Annotated in this window: 23 protein-coding genes; 14 read left to right on the top strand and 9 right to left on the bottom strand. The window is 66.6% G+C overall.

The features are described from left to right. Nucleotides 1-68 precede the first annotated feature (68 nt). Nucleotides 69-500, bottom strand: coding sequence for a BsuPI-related putative proteinase inhibitor (locus tag VF167_04945; protein HEX6924750.1), 432 nt, complete (start codon nt 498-500; stop codon nt 69-71). Between the two features lie 165 nt (nt 501-665). Between VF167_04945 and VF167_04940 the strand changes: the two genes are divergently transcribed. The 11 genes from VF167_04940 (at nt 666) to VF167_04890 (ending at nt 9,624) form a co-directional block, all read left to right on the top strand. Beyond that, on the top strand, nt 666-935 hold the full coding sequence (locus VF167_04940; protein ID HEX6924749.1) for an AtpZ/AtpI family protein: 270 nt from the start codon (nt 666-668) through the stop codon (nt 933-935). Next, on the top strand, nt 932-1,297 hold the full coding sequence (locus tag VF167_04935; GenBank protein HEX6924748.1) for a hypothetical protein: 366 nt from the start codon (nt 932-934) through the stop codon (nt 1,295-1,297). The genes VF167_04940 and VF167_04935 overlap by 4 nt, the downstream gene beginning before the upstream one ends. Beyond that, nucleotides 1,298-2,242, top strand: a complete 945-nt coding sequence (gene atpB / locus VF167_04930; protein HEX6924747.1) for a F0F1 ATP synthase subunit A — start codon at nt 1,298-1,300, stop codon at nt 2,240-2,242. It begins immediately after the preceding gene. Between the two features lie 323 nt (nt 2,243-2,565). Beyond that, a complete protein-coding gene (locus VF167_04925) occupies nt 2,566-2,835 on the top strand; it encodes an ATP synthase F0 subunit C (protein ID HEX6924746.1) in 270 nt (89 codons plus the stop codon). 70 nt (nt 2,836-2,905) lie between these two features. Continuing rightward, the gene (gene atpF, locus VF167_04920) at nt 2,906-3,496 is read left to right on the top strand and encodes a F0F1 ATP synthase subunit B (protein HEX6924745.1); all 591 of its coding nucleotides are present in this window, start codon (nt 2,906-2,908) and stop codon (nt 3,494-3,496) included. 3 nt (nt 3,497-3,499) lie between these two features. Next, nucleotides 3,500-4,054, top strand: a complete 555-nt coding sequence (gene atpH, locus VF167_04915) for an ATP synthase F1 subunit delta (protein HEX6924744.1) — start codon at nt 3,500-3,502, stop codon at nt 4,052-4,054. Nucleotides 4,055-4,184: 130 nt separating this feature from the next. Then, the gene (atpA, locus tag VF167_04910) at nt 4,185-5,882 is read left to right on the top strand and encodes a F0F1 ATP synthase subunit alpha (GenBank protein ID HEX6924743.1); all 1,698 of its coding nucleotides are present in this window, start codon (nt 4,185-4,187) and stop codon (nt 5,880-5,882) included. Nucleotides 5,883-5,922: 40 nt separating this feature from the next. Then, a complete protein-coding gene (gene atpG, locus VF167_04905) occupies nt 5,923-6,786 on the top strand; it encodes an ATP synthase F1 subunit gamma (GenBank protein HEX6924742.1) in 864 nt (287 codons plus the stop codon). A gap of 141 nt (nt 6,787-6,927) precedes the next feature. Next, nucleotides 6,928-8,412 carry a F0F1 ATP synthase subunit beta gene (gene atpD / locus VF167_04900; protein HEX6924741.1) on the top strand — a complete coding sequence of 495 codons (1,485 nt, stop codon included), beginning with the start codon at nt 6,928-6,930 and terminating at the stop codon, nt 8,410-8,412. After that, nucleotides 8,412-8,699 (top strand): ATP synthase F1 subunit epsilon, encoded by a 288-nt coding sequence (gene atpC / locus VF167_04895; protein HEX6924740.1) that lies wholly within the window; start codon nt 8,412-8,414, stop codon nt 8,697-8,699. The genes atpD and atpC overlap by 1 nt, the downstream gene beginning before the upstream one ends. Nucleotides 8,700-8,799: 100 nt before the next feature. After that, nucleotides 8,800-9,624 carry a PHP domain-containing protein gene (locus VF167_04890; protein ID HEX6924739.1) on the top strand — a complete coding sequence of 275 codons (825 nt, stop codon included), beginning with the start codon at nt 8,800-8,802 and terminating at the stop codon, nt 9,622-9,624. Here the strand turns inward: VF167_04890 and thiE are convergent. The 7 genes from thiE to VF167_04855 form a co-directional block, all read right to left on the bottom strand. After that, a complete protein-coding gene (gene thiE, locus VF167_04885; protein ID HEX6924738.1) occupies nt 9,621-10,283 on the bottom strand; it encodes a thiamine phosphate synthase in 663 nt (220 codons plus the stop codon). The genes VF167_04890 and thiE overlap by 4 nt on opposite strands. Further along, nucleotides 10,280-11,293: an endolytic transglycosylase MltG gene (gene mltG / locus VF167_04880; protein ID HEX6924737.1), complete on the bottom strand. Its 1,014-nt coding sequence runs from the start codon at nt 11,291-11,293 to the stop codon at nt 10,280-10,282. Before mltG ends, thiE begins: the two co-directional genes overlap by 4 nt. Continuing rightward, nucleotides 11,283-11,726, bottom strand: coding sequence for a Holliday junction resolvase RuvX (ruvX, locus tag VF167_04875; GenBank protein ID HEX6924736.1), 444 nt, complete (start codon nt 11,724-11,726; stop codon nt 11,283-11,285). The genes mltG and ruvX overlap by 11 nt, the downstream gene beginning before the upstream one ends. Nucleotides 11,727-11,932: 206 nt before the next feature. After that, nucleotides 11,933-12,472, bottom strand: a complete 540-nt coding sequence (locus VF167_04870; protein ID HEX6924735.1) for a 4-vinyl reductase — start codon at nt 12,470-12,472, stop codon at nt 11,933-11,935. A gap of 19 nt (nt 12,473-12,491) precedes the next feature. Further along, nucleotides 12,492-14,564, bottom strand: a complete 2,073-nt coding sequence (ligA, locus tag VF167_04865) for an NAD-dependent DNA ligase LigA (protein ID HEX6924734.1) — start codon at nt 14,562-14,564, stop codon at nt 12,492-12,494. Continuing rightward, nucleotides 14,561-15,550 carry a diguanylate cyclase gene (locus tag VF167_04860; protein HEX6924733.1) on the bottom strand — a complete coding sequence of 330 codons (990 nt, stop codon included), beginning with the start codon at nt 15,548-15,550 and terminating at the stop codon, nt 14,561-14,563. The genes ligA and VF167_04860 overlap by 4 nt, the downstream gene beginning before the upstream one ends. After that, nucleotides 15,547-15,945, bottom strand: a complete 399-nt coding sequence (locus VF167_04855) for a response regulator (GenBank protein HEX6924732.1) — start codon at nt 15,943-15,945, stop codon at nt 15,547-15,549. The genes VF167_04860 and VF167_04855 overlap by 4 nt, the downstream gene beginning before the upstream one ends. A 487-nt stretch (nt 15,946-16,432) precedes the next feature. Between VF167_04855 and VF167_04850 the strand changes: the two genes are divergently transcribed. Next, nucleotides 16,433-17,962: a trehalose-6-phosphate synthase gene (locus VF167_04850; protein HEX6924731.1), complete on the top strand. Its 1,530-nt coding sequence runs from the start codon at nt 16,433-16,435 to the stop codon at nt 17,960-17,962. 16 nt (nt 17,963-17,978) lie between these two features. Here the strand turns inward: VF167_04850 and VF167_04845 are convergent, their stop codons facing one another. After that, the gene (locus VF167_04845) at nt 17,979-18,194 is read right to left on the bottom strand and encodes a DUF3343 domain-containing protein (GenBank protein HEX6924730.1); all 216 of its coding nucleotides are present in this window, start codon (nt 18,192-18,194) and stop codon (nt 17,979-17,981) included. Nucleotides 18,195-18,275: 81 nt separating this feature from the next. Between VF167_04845 and tyrS the strand changes: the two genes are divergently transcribed. Both tyrS and VF167_04835 read left to right on the top strand, forming a co-directional pair. Next, on the top strand, nt 18,276-19,511 hold the full coding sequence (gene tyrS, locus VF167_04840; GenBank protein HEX6924729.1) for a tyrosine--tRNA ligase: 1,236 nt from the start codon (nt 18,276-18,278) through the stop codon (nt 19,509-19,511). Nucleotides 19,512-19,705: 194 nt separating this feature from the next. After that, a partial coding sequence (locus tag VF167_04835; GenBank protein ID HEX6924728.1) for a carboxypeptidase-like regulatory domain-containing protein occupies nt 19,706-19,938 on the top strand: 233 nt, incomplete at its 3' end.

The raw sequence follows: 19,938 nt of genomic DNA, 5'->3' as shown, positions 1-19,938 counted from the left end.
CCCGCGCTGGAGTGAGCCTTGGTCGGACGCCGCACGCCTCAGCGCGGGGCGTCTCGGGTCGGGGTCGCTCACGGAATGTCGAACTGGGTGGACTGAACGACCGGCCGCCGGCGATCCCGGAGCACTCCGATCACCGTGAGCGTGCCGCGAAGTCCCATTGGCACCGCCCAGGAGGCGTGGAAGGACCGGGTTTCCCCGCTTTGCAGGGTATCGACGCGAACGGCGTCCACCCGGTGCAGGTCGGGCGCCGAGTTCCAGATGGGAAGACCGTCGCGGGAGACGGAGAAGTACTGGATCGGCTCCGTGTCGAACTCGAGCGCGATCGGATCGCTGCCCGGGTTGGTGACCTGGAGGTGGAAGTCCACGCTGTCGCCGACGGTGGTCGCCTGCAGGGAGGCAAGCAGGTCGGCGGAAGTATCAGCGGATCCTCGCGAGGCGCACGCCCCCGCCAGGAGCAGCGCCGCCATCGCGACGGGAGTCCGGATGGTCTTGCTCAACATACACGTAGCTGGAGCCGGCGCACCCGGCGGCGCGCGGTCTGCAGACGGCTGCGGCGCAAGATAGATCGACGCCGAAACGCCCGTCAAGCGAGGGGGTTCCGACGCTTGCGAAAAATTTCACAAGCGTCTATATTGGCGTGCTCCCGCGACCGCGGAGGGGGTCGTATGGCCGAAGGGATGGACGAAAAGAAGCCGTCGAGGCCGGCGGCCAGCCAGGCGGGGGAGGTGCTGGGGGCGGGGATGCAGTTCGCCGCGGCGATCATCCTCTTCCTCTTTCTGGGGAGGTGGTTGGATGGGTTGCTCGGGACTGCTCCCTGGCTGCTGTTGGTGGGGGTGCTGGTGGGTGCGGTCGGAGGGTTCATCTCGCTGTACAGACAGCTGGTGATCGTCCCGCGCGAGCGCGAGCGGCGCCAGCGCGATGAGAGATCGCCGTGAGGAGCGGAATCTGGTACACGACGGCGGCGGCAGTGGTCACCGGGCTCGTGGCTATTTGCAGCGCGATGCTCCTGGAGGGGCCTGGACGGGCGGGGGCCTGGTCGGGGGCGGTGATCGCGTTCGCCGTGCAGGTGATCGGATTCTGGCTCCTCTTTGTGTGGATGCTGCCAGGCCGTGTGGGCCTGGCCCACGGGTTGGGGGCGCTGTTCCGGCTAGCGGTGGTGGCCGTGGCGGCGCTCTGGGGAGTTCCGGCGACGGGGTTGCCGGTCGGACCCACGCTGCTGGCCCTGGTGACGGTTCTGTTCCTGACTACGCTGAGCGAACCCGTCGTCCTGCGGGTCACGCAATCGGAGAAACGCTGAATGATCGCTACGCTCGCGCTTCTGCTCACGCTGCTCGCACCACCGCAGGACCCGGTCCATGGCGGGGGCTCGGCGCAGGTCGAGGGGGCGGCCGCGGCCGCTGAGGGGCACGGGGATGAGGTGCACGGTGAAGAGCACGGCTTCGACATCCTGCACCACATCCAGGACGCGAGTGAGATCGAGACGCCCTTCGGCACTATCCACCTGCCCGAGCCGGGATCGTGGATGGTCGGGCCGATCGACATGACGCCGACCAAGCACGTCGTCTTCCTGGCCCTCGCGGGCTTGATCGTGACGAGCATCTTCCTGGCCACGGCGGCCGCGGCGCGGAAGCGGGGAGGGAGCGGCGCGCCGAAGAAGGCGCACAACGTCATGGAGACGCTGGTGCTCTTCCTCCGCGACCAGGTGGCAATGCCGAACATCGGTCACGGCGGCGAGCGGTTCGCTCCGTTCGTGATCACTCTCTTCTTCTTCATCCTCGTCTGTAACCTGTTGGGGCTGGTCCCCTGGGGGGCCACGGCCACCGGCAACATTTCGGTCACCGCGGCGCTGGCGCTGGTCTCGTTCGTGGTGATCGAGGTGTCGGGGATGCGCGCGCTCGGACTCAAGGGCTATCTCGGAACCATCGTCTACATCCCCCACGGGCTCCCCAAGTTCATGGTCCCGGTGATGGTTCTGATCATGACCCCGGTCGAGCTGCTGGGGAAGCTGACGAAGCCGTTCGCGCTAGCGATCCGGCTCTTCGCCAACATGACCGCGGGGCACGTCCTGCTGCTCGCGATCATCGGTCTGATCTTCGTTTTCGGCAGCTACGCCGTCGCCGTCGGACCGGTCCTGATGGCCGTGGCACTCTCGTTCCTGGAGATCTTCGTGGCGTTTCTCCAGGCGTACATCTTCGCGCTGCTGACGAGCGTGTTCATCGGGCTCATCCGGCATGCGCACTGAGACGGCAATTTTGAATTTTGAATTACGAATTACGAATTACGAATTACGAATTCTAAGGTTGCAGGCTCTGGGCGGCGGCCTGAATGAGCGGTAATTCATAATTCAAGATTCATAATTCAGAATTCACAATTCTAAATTGGAGCAGTAATTCGTAATTCGTAATTCGTAATTTCAAGCAGACGCGGCGCTCCTCCGCGTCGTTGCGTACCCGGGAGATGGGCGCCCGGGGAAGGCGCGTGACCGAAGTGGTCTTGTAGCGCTATCGGCCGCGAGGCCGAATGGAGAGCGGCCCGAAACGTTCAATCGAAACCGGAGAGGCTTCGATGCAGGCAGTGGAGGCGGTCAACTCGTTCCTCAACTACGGTCTCCTAGGCGCTGGCCTGGGTGCGGGTCTGATCCTGATCGGTGCCGGCCTCGGCATCGGCTTGATCGGCCGGGGAGCGATGGAGGGGATGGCTCGTCAGCCGGAAGTGGCGGGCAACATTCAGACGGCCGCGATCATTCTGGCGGCGCTGATCGAGGGTGCCGCGCTGTTCGCGCTGGTCATCATGTTCCTGATCCAGTCGGGCGTACTCGGCGCGCTGGGCGGCTGAGTCCGTGACCGGGGGCGGGTCCGCCCGCCCCCGAGTTCTTTCACTTGCAGGGTGTGCTCCTGACGAATCGATGATGCGCAACTCTTTGCCGCTCGCGCTGATGCTCCTCCTGAGCCTGGCGACCCCCGCGGTCGCGCAGGAGGGAGGATTGCTGGACATCAACGAAGGCTTGATGGTCTGGACGGTCATCATCTTCCTGATCGTCCTCCTTGCCCTCTACAAGTTCGCGTACCCGTCGATCCTCGGTGCGGTGGAAGCGCGCGAGGCGCGGATCGAGGAGCTGCTGGCGGCGGCGCAGCGCGACCGCGAGGAGGCGCAGCGCCTGCTCGAGGAGCAGCGGGCCAAGCACGAGGAGCTGCGCTCGCAGGTTCAGGAGATGGTCGCAGAGGGGCGGACGGCCGGAGAGCGGATGCGGGACGAGATCATCGCCGAGGCCCGGCGCGAGCAGCAGGCCATCCTGGAGCGCGCACGCCGCGAGATCGCGCAGGAAGCGGAGCGTGCCCGTTCCGAGCTGAAGGCCGAAGCGGTGGAGTTGGCGATTGCGGCGGCGAGCAAGCTGGTGGAGAAGGATCTCGACAACGAGGGCAACCGCCGCTTCGTGCGCGAGTTCCTGGATCGCCTGGAGGCGGAGCCCGCGGCCGCGGTGTCGGCGGGAGTCTGACGCATGGGGCCGACCATCATCGCCCGCAACTACGCCGAGACGCTGCTGGAGCTCGCCCGTCGCAGCGGTGGAGACGCCGCGGTGGACGACTTCGGCCACGCGCTCGAGGAAGTGGCGCGGCTACTGCGGCGCGAACCGCGTATTCGCCAATTCCTGGCGACTCCGCGGATTTCCGCGCAGGAGCGCAAGCGAGTTGCAGAGGCCGCCTTCGGCGACAGCGTGCCGGGGCCGTTCCTGCGCTTCCTGCTCGTGCTGATAGACAAGCGCCGCCAGACGCTCCTGCCAGAGATCGCCGAGGAATATACCCGGCTGGTGGATGAGTTGCGTGGACGCGTCCGGGCCGACGTGACGGTGGCCCGGGAACCGGATCCGCAGCTCCGGCAGGAGATCGTTGCCGCGCTCGAGAAGAGACTCGGGAAAGAGGTGGTGGCAACCTTCGTCACCGATCCATCGCTGGTCGGCGGGGTGCTGATCCGGGTCGGCGATCAGCTCTACGACGGAACGCTGCGCAGGCGTATTGCGGGGCTGCGGAGGCGGTTGACCGCGGCTGCCGGGTGATAGCAGCGAGAGGCTGTAGGCGAGAAGTATCGTGGCGGATGCAACGATCGCGGGCGGTGCCGGGGAAGGCCCGGGCGTGCCGGTTTCTTCGCGAAGGATCCGCCTCCGCGAAACAACCTGAGGATTCAAAATGGCTTCGTCAGAGACCCAACTTCGCGCCAGCGAGATCAAGAACGTGCTGCTGGCGGAGATCGAGCGATACGAGGACGATCTACAGGCCGAGGAGATCGGCGAGGTTCTCGAGGTCAAGGACGGGATCGCCCGCATCTACGGTCTGGCGAAGACCATGGCGAGCGAGATGCTAGAGATCACCTCCGCCGAAACCGGAGAGGTGGTAACCGGCCTGGCGCTGAACCTCGAGGAGGACAACATCGGCGCCGTGATTCTGGGGGACTGGACGGTCCTTCACGAGGGCGACCAGGTGCGGCGCACGGGGCGCGTTCTCGACATCCCCGTCGGGCCGGGATACCTGGGCCGTGTGGTCAACCCGCTGGGCGAGCCGATCGACGGTAAGGGGCCGATCCACGCCACCGAGCGTCGGCAGATCGACATCGTTGCGCCCGGCATCGTCCTGCGTCAGCCGGTGAAGGAGCCGATGCAGACCGGGATCAAGGCGATCGACGCGCTCATCCCCATCGGCCGTGGCCAGCGTGAGCTGATCATCGGCGACCGCGGCACCGGTAAGACCGCGATCGCCATCGATACGATCATCAACCAGAAGGGCCAGGACGTCGTCTGCGTCTACGTGGCGATCGGGCAGAAGGCCTCGACCGTCGCCAGCGTGGTCCAGCGGCTGGAAGACGCAGGCGCCCTGGACTATACGATCGTCGTGGCGGCTACCGCGTCGGATCCGGCTCCCATGCAGTACATCGCGCCCTACGCCGGCACCGCGCTGGCCGAGCACTTCATGTACACGAAGGACGAGAACGGCAGGGGTAAGGCGACCCTCTGCGTCTATGACGACCTCTCCAAGCAGGCCGCGGCGTACCGCCAGGTCTCGCTGGTGCTCCGCCGCCCGCCGGGCCGCGAGGCGTACCCCGGCGACGTGTTCTACCTGCACTCGCGCCTGCTGGAGCGTGCCGCGAAGCTCTCCGACGAGATGGGTGGCGGCTCGCTGACTGCGCTGCCGATCATCGAGACCCAGGCCGGTGACGTGTCGGCCTACATTCCCACGAACGTGATCTCGATCACCGACGGGCAGATCTTCCTCGAGTCGAACCTCTTCTACTCGGGTGTGCGGCCGGCGGTGAACGTCGGCATCTCGGTCTCGCGCGTCGGTGGCGCGGCGCAGATCAAGGCGATGAAGAAGGTGGCAGGGCGCCTGAAGGGCGAGCTCGCCCAGTACCGCGAGCTCGAGGCGTTCGCGGCCTTCGGCTCGGAGCTCGACGCGGTGACGCAGCGGCAGCTCGCCCGCGGACAGCGCGCGGTAGAGGTGCTGAAGCAGGCGCAGTACGCGCCCATGCCGGTCGAGAACCAGGTGGCCATCATCTACGCGCTCACGAACGGCTATCTCGACGACGTGTCGGTGGAGCAGATCAAGATCTGGGAGCGGGACTTCCACATCTTCCTGCGCACCCAGCGTCCCGAGATCCTGCGCGACATCGTCGAGAAGCGGGACCTGACGGAGGAGAACGAGCAGGCGCTGGTCGCGGCGATCAAGCTATACAAGGAGCTGTTCGCGTCGCCGGAGTCGCCGGTAGGCACCGAGGATTACGCCAAGTCCGCGATCCTGCAGGAGACCGAGGCCGACCGGCGGATGTCAGAGGACCAGCTCCGTCTCGCGGCGCGTCCGGAGGCCGGCGCAGCGAGCGCGCGGCAGAGCAGCTGAGCCGAGCCGAACCGAAGCGTAGAAAGGGCAGAGCCGAGCCATGGCCAAAGCCAGAGAACTGAAGGGCCGCATCCGATCGGTCCAGAATACGCGCAAGATCACCCGGACGATGGAGATGGTCGCCACGTCCAAGCTGAAGCGCGCGCAGGACCGAGTGGCCGCGGCGCGGCCGTACGCGGAGCGGCTCGAAGAGGTGATCGGCCGGCTGCTCACTCCGGAGCTGGCGGCCCGGTATGCGCTCCTGCGCCAGCCGGAGAAGGTGCAGCGCGCGGCGGTGGTCCTGCTCACGGCCAACCGTGGGCTGGCGGGAGCATTCAACAGCAACCTGATCCGCGAGGCGCGCGGGCTGTTGGACCGCCTGCAGGGCGAGGGCGTGCAGACCGAGCTGCACGCCATCGGCAGGAAGGGGATTGCGTTCTTCCGCTTCCAGGGTGTGGAGCTGGCCACGGCGCGCCGGGACATCAGCGACAAGCCGACCGCGGAAGAAGCGAGCAGCATCATAGATCCGATCATGCAGCGGTTCGTCGCCGGCGAGCTCGATGCGGTCTACCTGGTGTATGCCCGCTTCAACTCCGCGTTGTCGACTCCGCCGACCACGCAACAGCTCCTCCCCATCCCGGCGCCGGAGCAGGAGAAGGGGAGGGAGGTGGATTACATCCTGGAGCCGTCCGCGGATGCAATCCTGACGCAGCTCCTTCCGCTCTACGTCCGCAACAGCGTCTATCGCGCGCTTGCGGAGACCACCGCGGGCTTCTACGGCGCGCAGCGAACCGCCATGAAGAACGCGACGGACAATGCAGGCGAGATGATCGAAGCCCTCACGCGCACCTACAACCGCGCGCGGCAGGCGCAGATCACTCAGGAGATTGCGGAGATCGTGGGTGGCGCCGCGGCGCTGGAGTAGGGAAGGAACGGTTATCCGCTATCCGTTATCCGTTGGCGAGATCGACGGTGGGTAACGGTGGCCGAGGCTCAAGCGGATAACCACTGATAACGGATAACGGATAACCCGTTTTCTAGCATCACAGGCTAAGGAGCATATCGCATGGCAGCCACACTGCCCGAGAAGGCAACTGTATCGACCGGATCGACGACGGTCGGGACGGTCGTGCAGGTCATCGGCCCGGTCGTCGACGCCGAATTCGAGGGCGGACACCTGCCCGAGATCTATAACGCTCTGCGCATCCGTGAGCCGGCGAGCGAGGGGCGCGCGGCGATCGACCTGGTGCTCGAGGTCCAGCAGCACATCGGCCGCAACCAGGTCCGGGCAGTGGCCATGTCTTCGACCGACGGCGTGGTGCGGGGGATGAAGGTCATCGACACCGGAGCTTCGATCTCGGTCCCGGTGGGTGCACCCGCCCTGGGCCGCATCCTCAACGTCACCGGCGATCCGGTGGACGAGCGCGGTGAGATCCCCGCCGACGCGGAGCGCTGGCCGATTCACCGGGATCCCCCGGCTTTCGTGGCGCTGGAGCCGAAGACCGAGGTGCTCGAGACCGGGATCAAGGTGCTCGACCTGATCGCCCCCTACGTGAAGGGTGGAAAGATCGGGCTGTTCGGCGGCGCCGGCGTCGGTAAGACCGTCATCATCCAGGAGCTCATCCACAACATCGCCATGGGTCACGGCGGCCGCTCGGTCTTCGCGGGCGTCGGCGAGCGCACACGCGAGGGGACGGACCTCTGGCTCGAGTTCAAGGAGAGCAACCTCATCAAGGAAGACAACCTGGCGGAATCGTCAGTTGCCCTCGTCTACGGGCAGATGAACGAGCCGCCGGGGGCGCGCCTGCGCGTCGCGCTGACCGGTTTGACGGTGGCCGAGTACTTCCGCGACGTCGAGAAGCAGGACGTGCTCTTCTTCATCGACAACATCTTCCGCTTCACCCAGGCGGGATCGGAGGTGTCGGCGCTGCTGGGCCGCATGCCTTCGGCGGTGGGGTATCAGCCGACGCTGGCCACGGAGATGGGTGAGCTGCAGGAGCGGATCACCTCCACCCGTGAGGGATCGATCACCTCGGTGCAGGCGATCTACGTCCCGGCGGACGACCTGACCGACCCCGCTCCGGCGACCGCCTTCGCCCACCTGGACGCGACCACGGTGCTCTCGAGGGCGATCTCCGAGCTCGGCATCTACCCGGCAGTCGACCCGCTCGATTCCAGCTCGCGGATCCTGGATCCGCAGTACATCGGCGAGCGGCACTACAAGGTGGCGACGGCGGTGCAGCGGGTCCTGCAGCGTTACAAGGAGCTTCAGGACATCATCGCCATTCTCGGCATGGACGAGCTGAGCGAGGAGGACAAGGTGATCGTCGGGCGGGCGCGGCGAATTCAGCGCTTCCTCTCGCAGCCGTTCCACGTGGCGGAGCAGTTTACCGGCACGCCGGGCAAGTACGTCAAGCTGGAGGAGACGATCGAGTCCTTCGAGCGCGTGGTGAACGGTGAGTTCGACCACCTGCCCGAGCAGGCGTTCTACATGGTGGGTGGGATCGAAGACGCGGTCGAGCGGGCGCGTCAGCTGGGGGCGAAGGTCTGATGGCGCAGCCTGGCACCGCCGGCAGCGGAGACGCGTTGCGCGTCGTCGTGATCTCGCCGGAGCGCACCCTCTTCGATGGCGTGGCCGATTCCGTGGTCGCCCCCGCGTGGGACGGGGAGCTGGGAGTGCTGCGGGGGCATGCCCCGCTGATGGCACTTCTCGGCTCCGGCGATCTTCGTGTCCGGCAGGGGAACGACATCGAGCATTTCCACGTGGAGGGTGGGTTCCTCCAGGTGGTGAACAACGTGGTGACGGTTCTCAGCGAGCGTGCCGAAAGCGCCGGCTGAGTTTATCCGTCTGCCGCGATCCTGACGCCGACCCCCTCCGCACCAGCGGCAGGGGGTCGTTCGTTCTGGCTGCCCGTTCTCCAATTGTCTATCCGACTTCATGAAAACCGACCTGCACCTCCACTCGCACGTGTCCGACGGTGAGCTCTCGCCGGCTGCGCTGGTGCGCGCGGCTGCCTCGGCGGGGCTGGACGTGATCGCCATCACCGATCACGACACCGCGGCCGGGGTGGAGGAGGCGGTCAGCGCCGCGCGCGAGTTGCCGGTGGCGGTGGTGCCGGGAATCGAGATCAGTACCTGTACACCACCGCATGAGCTGCACGTGCTCGGCTACTGGATCGACTGGCGCGCCCCTTCGATCCTGGCCCATCAGACCGCGGCCGCGGTGCGTCGGGTCCGCCGGATGGAGCGCATGGTGGAGAAGCTGGTTGCCCTCGGCGTGCCGGTGACGATGGAGGAGGTGAGAACCGCGGCGGGTCCGGAGGCACGCACCCTCGGCCGGCCCCACCTCGCCCGGGCGCTGCTCGCCGGCGGATTCATCCGCTCCTTCAGCGAAGCCTTCACGCGCTACATCGGCGACGGAGGCCCCGCCTTCGTGTCGCAGGACTTTCCCACCCCGAAGGCTGCCATCGACGCAATTCATGCCAGCGGAGGCGTGGCGGTATGGGCCCATCCTCCGCTCGAGATCGTGGAGGATCTGATGCCGCTCTTCGTGGAATGGGGGCTGGATGGGGTGGAGTGCTACCGACCCAACAACACGGCGGAGGATGCGGCAAAGCTGCGGGGGGTGACCGAGCGGTACGGCATGTTTCCCAGCGGTGGGTCCGACTGGCACGGACCGCGGCGGTCGTTCGAGCTCGGCTCCTTCCAGGTCCCCTCGGAGCGGATCGAGACGCTGCTGGGGATAGGCGGCCTCGTCCTCTAGGACGCCCGGGGCGCCGCTCCGCGCTGCACGGCCGCGAGCAGGCTACCCGTCGCGGCGGCGGGATCCTCCGCCTGCATTACCGCGCTGATCACCGACACGCCCACCGCTCCCGCGGCTACGACGGCCTCGGCGTTCTCGCCGTTGATGCCACCGATGCCCACGACGGGGATGTCGCCCGCCGCGGCACAGACCTGCCGCAACCCATCGATCCCCATCACCGGACCCGCATCGGGCTTGCTGCCGGTCGGATAGACCGGGCCGGCGCCAATGTAGTCCGCACCTTCGGCTATCGCGGCGGGCACCTCCTCCGCCCGGTCCACCGAGCGCCCGATGAGGAACCCGGGGGGTGCGATCTGTCGGGCTGCAGGGACCGGAAGGTCGTCGCTGCCGACGTGGGCCCCATCGGCACCGATCGCCAGGGCCACGTCCACCCGGTCGTTCACGAACAGGAGCGCGCCGGCGGCCCGCGTGAGCTCGAGCAGCCGCCGCCCGAGCTCGGCCATCTCCCGCGCGGAGGCCTCCTTCGCCCGCAGCTGGATCGCAGGCGCTCCGCCCGCGAGCGCCTGCGCCACCACATCGGCGAGCTCGCGCCCCGGGCCGCAATTCGGATCCGTGATGACGATCAGCGCCAGCTTGCGGCGCAGCTCCTCGCGGGTCATGACCCCTCGGCGGCCTGCATCTGCAGCTCCCGCCGGATGCGGCTCTTGGCCCGATTGTGTTCCGCGAGGGAGCGCGTGAACTCGTGGGTGCCGTCGGGACGCGCGACGAAATAGAGGAAGTCCACCTCGGCCGGCTGCAGGACTGCCCGGATCGAGCCCTCGCTGGGTGAGGCGATCGGGCCCGGCGGTAATCCCGCGTGAGTGTAGGTGTTGTACGGGTGGTCCGCGACGTTCTCGATGTGCGAGTAGAGCAGCCGCTGCTGATGCGAGCCGAGCGCGTACTGCACGGTGGGATCCGCCTGGAGCGGCATGCCGATGCGCAGCCGATTCCGGTATACCGCCGCGATCGTGTCCCGCTCGGTCCATCGCTTCGCCTCTTTCTCGACGATGGAGGCGAGGGTCACCACCTCCCGCTCGCTGAGGCCGGCGGAATCGGCCAGCGCCCGCAGCTCGGGAGTCCAGACCTGCTGGTAGCGCTTCACCATGGCCCCGATGGCCTCGCGGGGCGAGACGTTCACCGGAAGGTGGTAGGTCGCGGGGTACAGGTACCCCTCCAGGGTGGGCCCGGGGAGGCCGAACGAATCCACGAGCGCGGAATCGGCCATCAACGGCAGGACCGAATCGAGGGGCTGGTTGGTGAGGGCGGCGATACGGCGGGCGATCTGCTCGGACGTCCATCCTTCGGGAACCACCACCGCCGCGCGCACGATGTCCCCCTCGACCAGCTTCTCGAGGATCTCGTCCCAGGAGGTGCCGGGCCGGACCTCGTACACCCCCGGCTTGACGTCGCCCGCCACCCCGCGCATCTGCCCGTAGAGGCGGAAGACGAGCGGCCAGTCGATGATCTGCCGCCTGGCGAGCGTGTCCGTAACCGTCGAGAAGCCTGCTCCCTGCGGAACGGTGAACCGGATGGGCTCGCCGTCCGGGTCGCCCCCGCAACCCGTCAGCGCCGCCATCACCAGAGCGGGCAGGAGCGTCGGCAGCAAAGGTGCTGAGGATCTATCCTTCATGAGCCTGCTTCTTTGAAGCCGTTGCGAGGTACGCCTCGAGGATCAATGCCGCGGCGGTAGCGTCCACCCGACCCTTCTCCTCCCGCTCAGTTTTCTTGAGGCCCATCCCGCGCACCGTTCGTTCCGCCCGGACTGAGGTGAGCCGCTCGTCTACCCAGTGCACCGGCAGCGAGGTGCGCCGCGCCAGCTCCGCCCCGAAACGGCGCACCTCTTCCGCCCACTCTCCCTCTTCCCCAGCAAGGTCGAGCGGTAGGCCCACGACGACCTCCTCCACCTCGTATTCCCGGAGCAGGCCGGTGAGCTCCGCCCAGGGGGGTCTCTTCCCCGGCCGGCGGAGCAAGGTCTTCAAGGGGTAGGCGATGGTACCGGAAGGATCGGACAGCGCCACGCCGATGCGCCGCTGTCCGTAGTCCAGCGCGGCGATGCGACTCACCGGAGGCAGACGACGGCGCGTGGGGCGGGATCCGGCATGGAATTACGAATTACGAATTACGAATTGAACGACGATCGCCGCAGCTCGGATTCGCCAGCAATATTTCTGCTCTGGCCGGCTTTCTGACTGACATATTCGTCATGGTCGCGTCCAGGGCTGGCGCTGGAAATTCGTAATTCGCAATTCGTAATTCGTAATTCCTGCCACTAGGCCAGCGCCTGCAGCGCCGCATCCACTTCCTGTCCCTGGCGCACCTCCTCGTAGACCCGCTGCAGTGCTTCGGCGCTTCCCAGGAGGAAGCGGCACTTACCGTCGCCGCGGGAGCGACAGGCAACCTCGAGCACCGCGAGGTCAGAGCCGATCAAGCGGCTGAGGAGGTCGGCGAGCATGCCGGTGGTGAAGTGGCACATCGGCTGGCGTGCCCCCGCGCCCACCTCCGCCTCCGCCCATTCCGTGCTGCTGAGCTCACCCACCCCCTCGTGAAGCTGCTCGAACTCCAGCCGGCCCCATCCCAGGCTGCTGAAGAAGGCACTGAGGTGATGCCAGAAGTCGTCCGCGGCCAGGGCGGAGGGGTCCGCGCCCGGATCCTGTCGGTGGTGCGCGAGCCACTCGCTGAAGGCCACCAGGAAACCCTCACCGGTCTCGAAGCCGACCTGCCGAACCAGGGCGGCCGCCTCGGCCGCCGAACGGTCCTGGCGCGCGGCCCGGTGCACCGCCGCCAGGGTGGAAGGGGGAAATGTCAGCATGGCTGTTCCGGCGAAGGAATCATTCATTGGACCCCTGCAGCGATTGCGGTTCTGCGGCGGATTCGAGCGCCTCGAGCAGCTCGGCTTCGGTCCACTCGCGAATTCCCAGCTCCCGCGCCTTCGTCAACTTCGATCCCGCGTCCTCGCCCACGACCAGAACGTCCGTGTTGCGCGTGACGCTGCCGGTCACGCGCCCACCGGCTTCCTCGATCAGTCGCGTGGCTTCTTTCCTCGAGAGTGTCGGCAGCGTGCCGGTCACGACGAAGGTCATCCCCGCGAACGGTCCCTCGGCGGGACCCGCCTCCGCTTCGGTGAGATCGACCCCGCCCTGACGGAGCTTCTCGATCACCGCGCGGTTCGTGGGATCGGCGAAATACGCCTCCAGGGCTGCCGCCGTCGTATCGCCGATTCCGTGCACCGCGGCAAGCTGCTCCCGCGAAGCGGCCATCAGCCGGTCCATCGTGCCGAAGGCACGAGCGAGCAACTGTGCGGCGGTGGCCCCGACGTGTCTGACCCCGAGCCCGTACAGCACGCGCGCCAGGCCGCGGCTGCGCGACGCGTCGATCCCCCGCAGCAGGTTCTCCGCGGACTTCTGCTGCATTCCGTCGAGCTGCAGCAGGTCCTCGAGCTTCAGAAAGTAAAGGTCTCCCACATCGTGGACCAGCCCGGTCTCCAGGAGCTGCCGGCAGGTCTGCTCCCCCAGACCGCGGATGTCCATCGCGCCGACGCTGGCGAAGTGGACCAGACCCCAGTAGATGCGGGCGGGGCAGGAGCCGTTCGGGCAGTAGGTCATCACCTCGTTCGGCGGACGCTCGACCGGAGTGCCGCACACCGGGCAGTGGTCCGGCATCCGGAATGGATCCGACCTCGGGGCGCCTTCGTCCAGCAGGGGTGCCACGACCTGGGGGATGACATCGCCAGCGCGCTTCACCACCACCCGGTCCCCCACGCGCAGGTCCTTGCGGCGAATGTCCTCCTCGTTGTGCAGCGTGGCCAGCTTCACCGTGGCCCCGCCGATCTCCACCGGCTCCAGAACCGCGTAGGGGTTCAGGCTCCCCGTGCGCCCGACGTTGATCTCGATCGAGAGGAGCCGGGTGGTAGCCAGTGTCGGAGCGAACTTGTAGGCGATCGCCCAGCGCGGCTCTCGCCCGCCGACGATCCCCAGCTCCGGGTGGAGCCACAACGGGTTCACCTTCACCACAGCGCCATCGATCTCGTAGTCCAGCTCCCCCCGCTTGTCTTCCAGCTCCCGAACGTACGCCTCGACCTCGTCCAGGTTGGCGCAGCGGCGATACAGGGGGTTGACCGGGAGGCCCCACGTCGTCAGCAACTGGAGCAGCTCTTCCTGGGTCGAGACGGGTAGACGGAAGGTGCTCGCGGGATCGAGCTGGATGGAGAAAGCGGTGAAACGGAGTGGCCGGTCGGCGGTCACTCGCGGATCGAGCTGTCGGACGGCGCCGGCTGCCGAGTTGCGCGGGTTGGCGAAGGTAGATTCCCCCGCCGCCGCACGCCGGGCGTTGAGCGCCTCGAAGCCGGAGAGCGACATGTAGACTTCGCCGCGGATCTCCATCAGCGGCGGCACCGGCTGCTCCTCGTCGCGCAACCGGAGGGGGATCTCGCGGATGGTGCGCAGGTTGGCAGTCACGTTCTCGCCGACCGTGCCGTTCCCCCGGGTGGCTCCTTTGACGAAGATCCCGTTCTCGTAGGTCAGCGCGACCGCGAGCCCGTCCATTTTCGGCTCGGCGAGGTAGCCGGCCTCCTTCACCTCCGACGCGATGCGTGCGTTGCGTGCTTCCCACGCCTCCAGCTCCTGGAAGTTGAAGGCGTTGTCCAGGGAGAGCATCGGCGCGAGGTGCGTCGTCTTCTCCAGCCGGCTGACCGGCTCCGCGCCGATGCGCTGGGTCGGCGAGTCGGGCGTGCGCAGCTCCGGGTGCGCAGCTTCCAACTCCCGGAGCTCCCGCATGTAGCGGTCGTACTCAGGGTCGCTGAGGGTGGGCCGATCGAGGATGTAGTATTCGTAGTTGGCGCGTTCCAGGATGGAGCGAAGCTCCGCCGCGCGCTCGGCCGCGCGCGCGTCCGCAGGTGGCGTCATGAGAGCACGGTATCGAGCATCGAAGCGCGTACGACGCGGTTCCGCCCGGCCTGCTTGGCGGCGTACAGCGCCTCGTCCGCTTTCTTGATCAGAACGTCGGGATGGTCCACGCCGGGTCCGGGGAACGAGGCGACTCCGCCCGAGAGGGTCATCCGCACCTCATTGGCCTCGTCATGATAGACGTGGTTCGCTACCGCCTCGCGTACTCGCTCAGCGAAGCGATGAGCCTCCGACTCGTCGGTCCCGGGTAGGATGGCGATGAACTCCTCGCCGCCGTAGCGCCCGACCATGTCGATCTCGCGGACGGTCTGGCGGAGGATTTCGGCGGTCTCGTAGAGGATCACGTCGCCGGTGGGGTGACCGTAGGTATCGTTGACCTGCTTGAAGCGGTCCAGGTCCATCATCGCCACCGCCATCGGCTCGCCGGAGCGCTTCGTCCGCTCGAACTCCTCGTGCAGCAGCTCGTGGATGTGGCGGTGGTTGAACAGCTCGGTGAGCCCGTCGGTGATCGACAGCTTGCGCAGGCGCTTGTTCGCCAGCTCCAGCTCGCGGTTCTTCTGATCGAGCTCGTCCTGGAGCCGCTTGATGCGCAGCATCGAGCGAACCCGCGCCTCGAGCTCCGGGAAGTTCACCGGCTTGGTGAGGTAGTCGTCCGCCCCGGCGTCGAGGCCATCCACCTTGTCCTGGGTGGAATCTCTCGCGGTGACGAGGATGATGGGGATGAACGGAAGGCCAGGGTCGTTCTTGATCCGGCGCGAGACCTCGTAGCCGTCCATGAGGGGCATCATGACGTCGAGCAGGATGAGGTCCGGCGGGTAATCCTTTACCTTCTGGAGCGCCTCCTCGCCATTGGTGGCCGTGTCGATCTGGTAGCCGCGACTGGACAGCCGAACGTTGATGATCTCCACGTTGTCCGGGTGGTCGTCGACCACCAGGATCCGAACCGGCTGCGGCGCCTGCCCTTCCTTCCGTTCCGTTTCGCTCAAGCCTCGACCTCTCGTCCGCCGCCGATGAAGCGCTCCACCTCCGCTACCACGCGCCGCGGTTCGCAGGGCTTCGCCAGGTAGCCGTCGCATCCCACCTCCTCCGCTTTCGCTCGATCTGTGGCCAGCGCGTGCGCCGTCAGCGCGATGATGGGGATATGCGAGGTGGCGGGATCGTTCTTGAGGATCTTGGTCGCCTCCCAACCGTCGATCACCGGAATCGAGATGTCCATCAAAATCAGGTCGGGAATCGTCTCGCGTGCGGTGCGGACTCCGTCCTCGCCGTTACGAGCCTCGATCACCTGGTATCCGAAGTGCTCGAGGATCGTGCGGTAGACGGTGCGATTGTCCTCGTTGTCCTCGACCAGCAGGACGGTCCTCTTCTCGGTGTCGGTCATCCGTGGGATGCCTCCGTGTCGAATCGGCCGCGGCAGGTGCCGGGCGGCGTTCGGGCGGCCCAATGTACCGGCGCCGTCGCCCCCGTCGCAAGCTCTTTGTGGGTCAGTAGATGCAGATCCGCGCCCGAAGCGGGAGGGCGTCTGCCGGCACAGCCATTGCTTTATCCAGACGACTGCCCTGACGAACAGCAGTACTGGCTGTGTACGTCGGATGCGAATGCTTCACCCGCCTTCCAGCTACACATCTCATGCACTACGAAGATACGGCACGTCCATACAACTTTCTGGCTGGACTGGGCATCGGAGCCGCGGTCGGAATCGCTGTTGCCCTGCTCGCCCTTCCGCAAAAACGGGTCCTGCGACGGGAGTTGGCCCGGGGCGGTCACAGACTTGGCCTGAAAGCAAGGCGCTCCCGCACCAAGTCGCCCCGGATGCGCTCCGGCGCCGGGCGGCGGGGTGAAGAGCGAGCGGAGGGCCGGCGGGGTCGATGAGCACGGTCGAAACGGCCCCGAAGCGCACGGGAGCGGACCTCGGGTCGGTCTTCCGTGAGGCCCTGGGGGGAAGGCGCTTGCTGGTAGTTTCGAATCGTGAGCCGTACGAGCACCGCTGGTCGGAGGAGGTCGGTGAGATGCAGGTGCGGGTGCCGGCAGGAGGGCTCACCTCCGCGCTGGATCCGCTGATGCAGCAGCTCGGAGGGACCTGGGTGGCCTGGGGCAGCGGCGAAGCCGACGCCGCGGTGGTCGACGAGAACGACAACGTACGCGTTCCGCCGGACAACCCCAGCTACACACTACGCCGCATCTGGCTCACCAACCACGACATCCACCGCTACTACCTGGGGTTCTCCAACCAGTTTCTCTGGCCGCTCTGCCACCTGCGCCCCGACCTGACGCGCATGCGCGGCCGTTACTGGGAGCGCTACCGGCGGGTGAACCGGCGCTTTGCCGAAGCCGTCCTGGACGAGGTGCGCGGTGCCGACGCCGCCGTCTGGTTCCAGGATTACCATCTCGCACTTGCGCCGGAAAACGTTCGCGCTCGCCGCCCGGACCTTGCTCTCGCGCATTTCTGGCACATTCCCTGGCCGCCGGTGGAGATCTTCCGTCTGGCCCAGCCCGGTGACCAGCTGTTGCGCGGCCTGCTCGCCAACGATCTGCTCGGCTTCCACCTCCCCTCTTTCGTGGAGAACTTCCTGCGCTGCGCGCAGCGGCTCCCGGGGGTCTCGGTCGATTGGGACTCGGGGAGGGTGACCCTGGACGGGCACACCTGCACCGTCAACGCCTTCCCCATCTCCATCGACGTGGATGCGTTCCGTCAGGCGGCCACAGCTCCGGGCGCCGACGAGCAGATGCGGCGATTGCGCGAGCGGTACGCTCCGGGGGGCGGCTTCATCGGGATCGGTGTGGATCGCCTGGACTACTCCAAGGGGCTTCCCGAGAAGTTCAAGGCGCTCGAGTTCCTCTGGGACCGCTATCCCGAGTATCGAGGTCGCTTCACCTTCGTGCAGGTGGCCGTTCCCAGCCGCACCGACATTGAGGCATACGACGAGTTGACGCAGAAGGTCGAGCGGCAGGTGTGGGAGATCAACGACCGCTTCGGAGGCCCGGAGTGGCGCCCCATCCACCTGATCAAGCAATCACTGCCGGCCGAGCGCCTGGCCGTGCTGTATCGCCTCGCCGACGTCTGCGTGGTCAGCTCCCTCCAGGACGGGATGAACCTCGTCGCCAAGGAGTACGTGGCGAGCCAGGTCGATCGTCAGGGGGTGTTGCTGCTCTCCTCTTTCGCCGGTGCGGCCGAGGAGATGAACGCCATCATGATCAACCCTTACGATCCCGAGCGGGTGGCGCTGGTCCTCCGCGACGCCCTGCAGCTCCCTCGCGAGGAAAAGGAGCGGCGGATGCGCGAGCTGCAGCGCGGCCTGCGTACGATCTTCGACTGGATGTGCGACATCTTCGAGGCCTGGGGAGAGACGGTCCGTCAGCGGGGGAAGGCGCCAGCGTCGGCCGGCGAGCCGCGGTAGCGGACGCGCAAGTACGCTAGCCTAAAAAGATGCGGTGCGGGACGCCTTCCTCGAAAAGGGCAGCCTCCAATCGGGGTACGTCGGCGGGAAGGACCTCCAGGGCGAGGTTGCAGCGTGCGTGTGCCTCGGGCGGGGCAGGGACGACCTCGTTGGGGATCGCCCGCTCATTGGCGATCTCCTCTGCCCAGAGGGCGTGGTGAGTGGTCTCGAAAGTGAATCGAGGTTGCGTCATCCCTTGCGGATAGGGCCATTTCAAGGTAGTCTTCGTTGGGATTGTTCCTGATTATCCCACGAGATTATCCCGACTATCTACGTGTCGTTTCCTCCCGTTGCCGAGCAGTTAGAGGTCATTCGGCGTGATGCGGTCGAGGTCGTGCCCGAAGAGGAGTTGGTTCGTAAGCTCGAACGCTCTTACAGAACGGGCGTCCCGCTGCGAATCAAGCAGGGGTTCGATCCCACACGTCCGGACCTCCACCTCGGCCATGCCGTTTCCATACGAAAACTACGCGAATTCCAGGAGCTCGGCCACGAAGTGATCTTCGTGGTCGGTGATTATACGGCCATGGTAGGCGACCCGAGCGGTCGCAACGAGCTCCGCCCCCGCCTCAGCGCCGAAGAAGTCGCCGAAAACGCCCGAACCTATGCCGATCAGGTCTTCCGGATCCTCGACCGGAGCCGCACGCGGGTGGAGTACAACTCGCGCTGGCTCGCGCCCCTGCGTCTGGAGGACATTCTCAAGCTGACGGCGCAGTACACGGTGGCGCGGATGCTGGAGCGCGAGGATTTCGCGAAGCGTTATGCCTCCGGAACGCCGATCTCGCTGGTCGAGTTCATGTACCCGCTGCTCCAGGCGTACGACTCGGTCGCGCTGCGGGCAGACGTGGAGTTGGGAGGCGTGGATCAGACCTTCAACCTGCTGGTCGCGCGCGCGATCCAGGAGCGCTACGAGCAGGAACCGCAGGTCTGTTTGATGATGCCTCTTCTGCGCGGCACCGATGGCGTGCAGAAGATGTCGAAGTCGTACGACAATTACATCGGAATCACCCAGCCGCCGGAGGAGCAGTACGGCCGGGCGATGTCGATCCCGGACGAGCTGCTGGACGAATGGTATCGATTGGCGTCCGGGTTGCGGGGACGCGAGCTGGAGGAGGCGTTGCAGCTGGTGGAGAGCGACCCGTACCGAGCGAAGCGACAGCTCGCTGCGCTGATCGTGAGACAGTACCACGGTGAGCGGGCCGCCGAGGAGGCCGCGGCGCGATTCGACCTGGTGCACCGGCAGAAGGGAGTGCCGGACGACGTCCCGGTAGTCGAGGTGAGAGCGGATGTCCCCGATCTTGCGGTGGAAAACGGGCGGGTGTGGCTACCGCGATTGATGGTATTCGCGGGGCTCGCCCCGTCTACCAGCCAGGCTGTGCGACTCATCGAGCAGGGTGCGGTCTCGATCGATGGTGCAAAGGTTTCGCGACGTGATGCCGACCTTCAAGCGAGGGGGGAGCACCTCCTGCAACGAGGGAAGCGTCATTTCGCGCGGGTGAGATTCGTCGGCTGATGTGATCGCGCCGGTTGGGCGGAGGCTGTGAGGTTGGCGGCACGCATGCCCGGCGGGCTTCCCCCCGACCGGGCGGTTGCATTTTAGCCAGAAAGGAGGTGCGCATTCCTTTTTGGTCCGTTCGGTTTGACTAACGCTCGCGCGCGCTCGCGAGCACCTGTGCCGGCAGTTCCGGTAACCGAGGAGAACGAGCAATGAGACGATACCTGTGGTTGTTGGTCGGCCTGGCGACGCTCGCCGGCCTTCCGAGCCACGCAATCGCACAGTCGGGGGGCACCGTCGCCGGCACAGTGGTAGACGCCAGCTCCCTGCGTCCGCTCGCGGGCGTGCAGATCTTCGTGGTCGGCACCCAGCGAGGCAGCCTGAGCGATCAGCAAGGCAGGTTCAGCATTTCCGGAGTGCCGGCCGGCACGCAGCAGATCCGGGC

This window comes from Longimicrobiaceae bacterium, from assembly GCA_036375715.1.
Lineage (GTDB): Bacteria > Gemmatimonadota > Gemmatimonadetes > Longimicrobiales > Longimicrobiaceae > DASVBS01.
The sequence above is the reverse complement of the archived record's forward strand: the minus strand, read 5'-3'. Positions and strand labels throughout refer to the sequence as shown.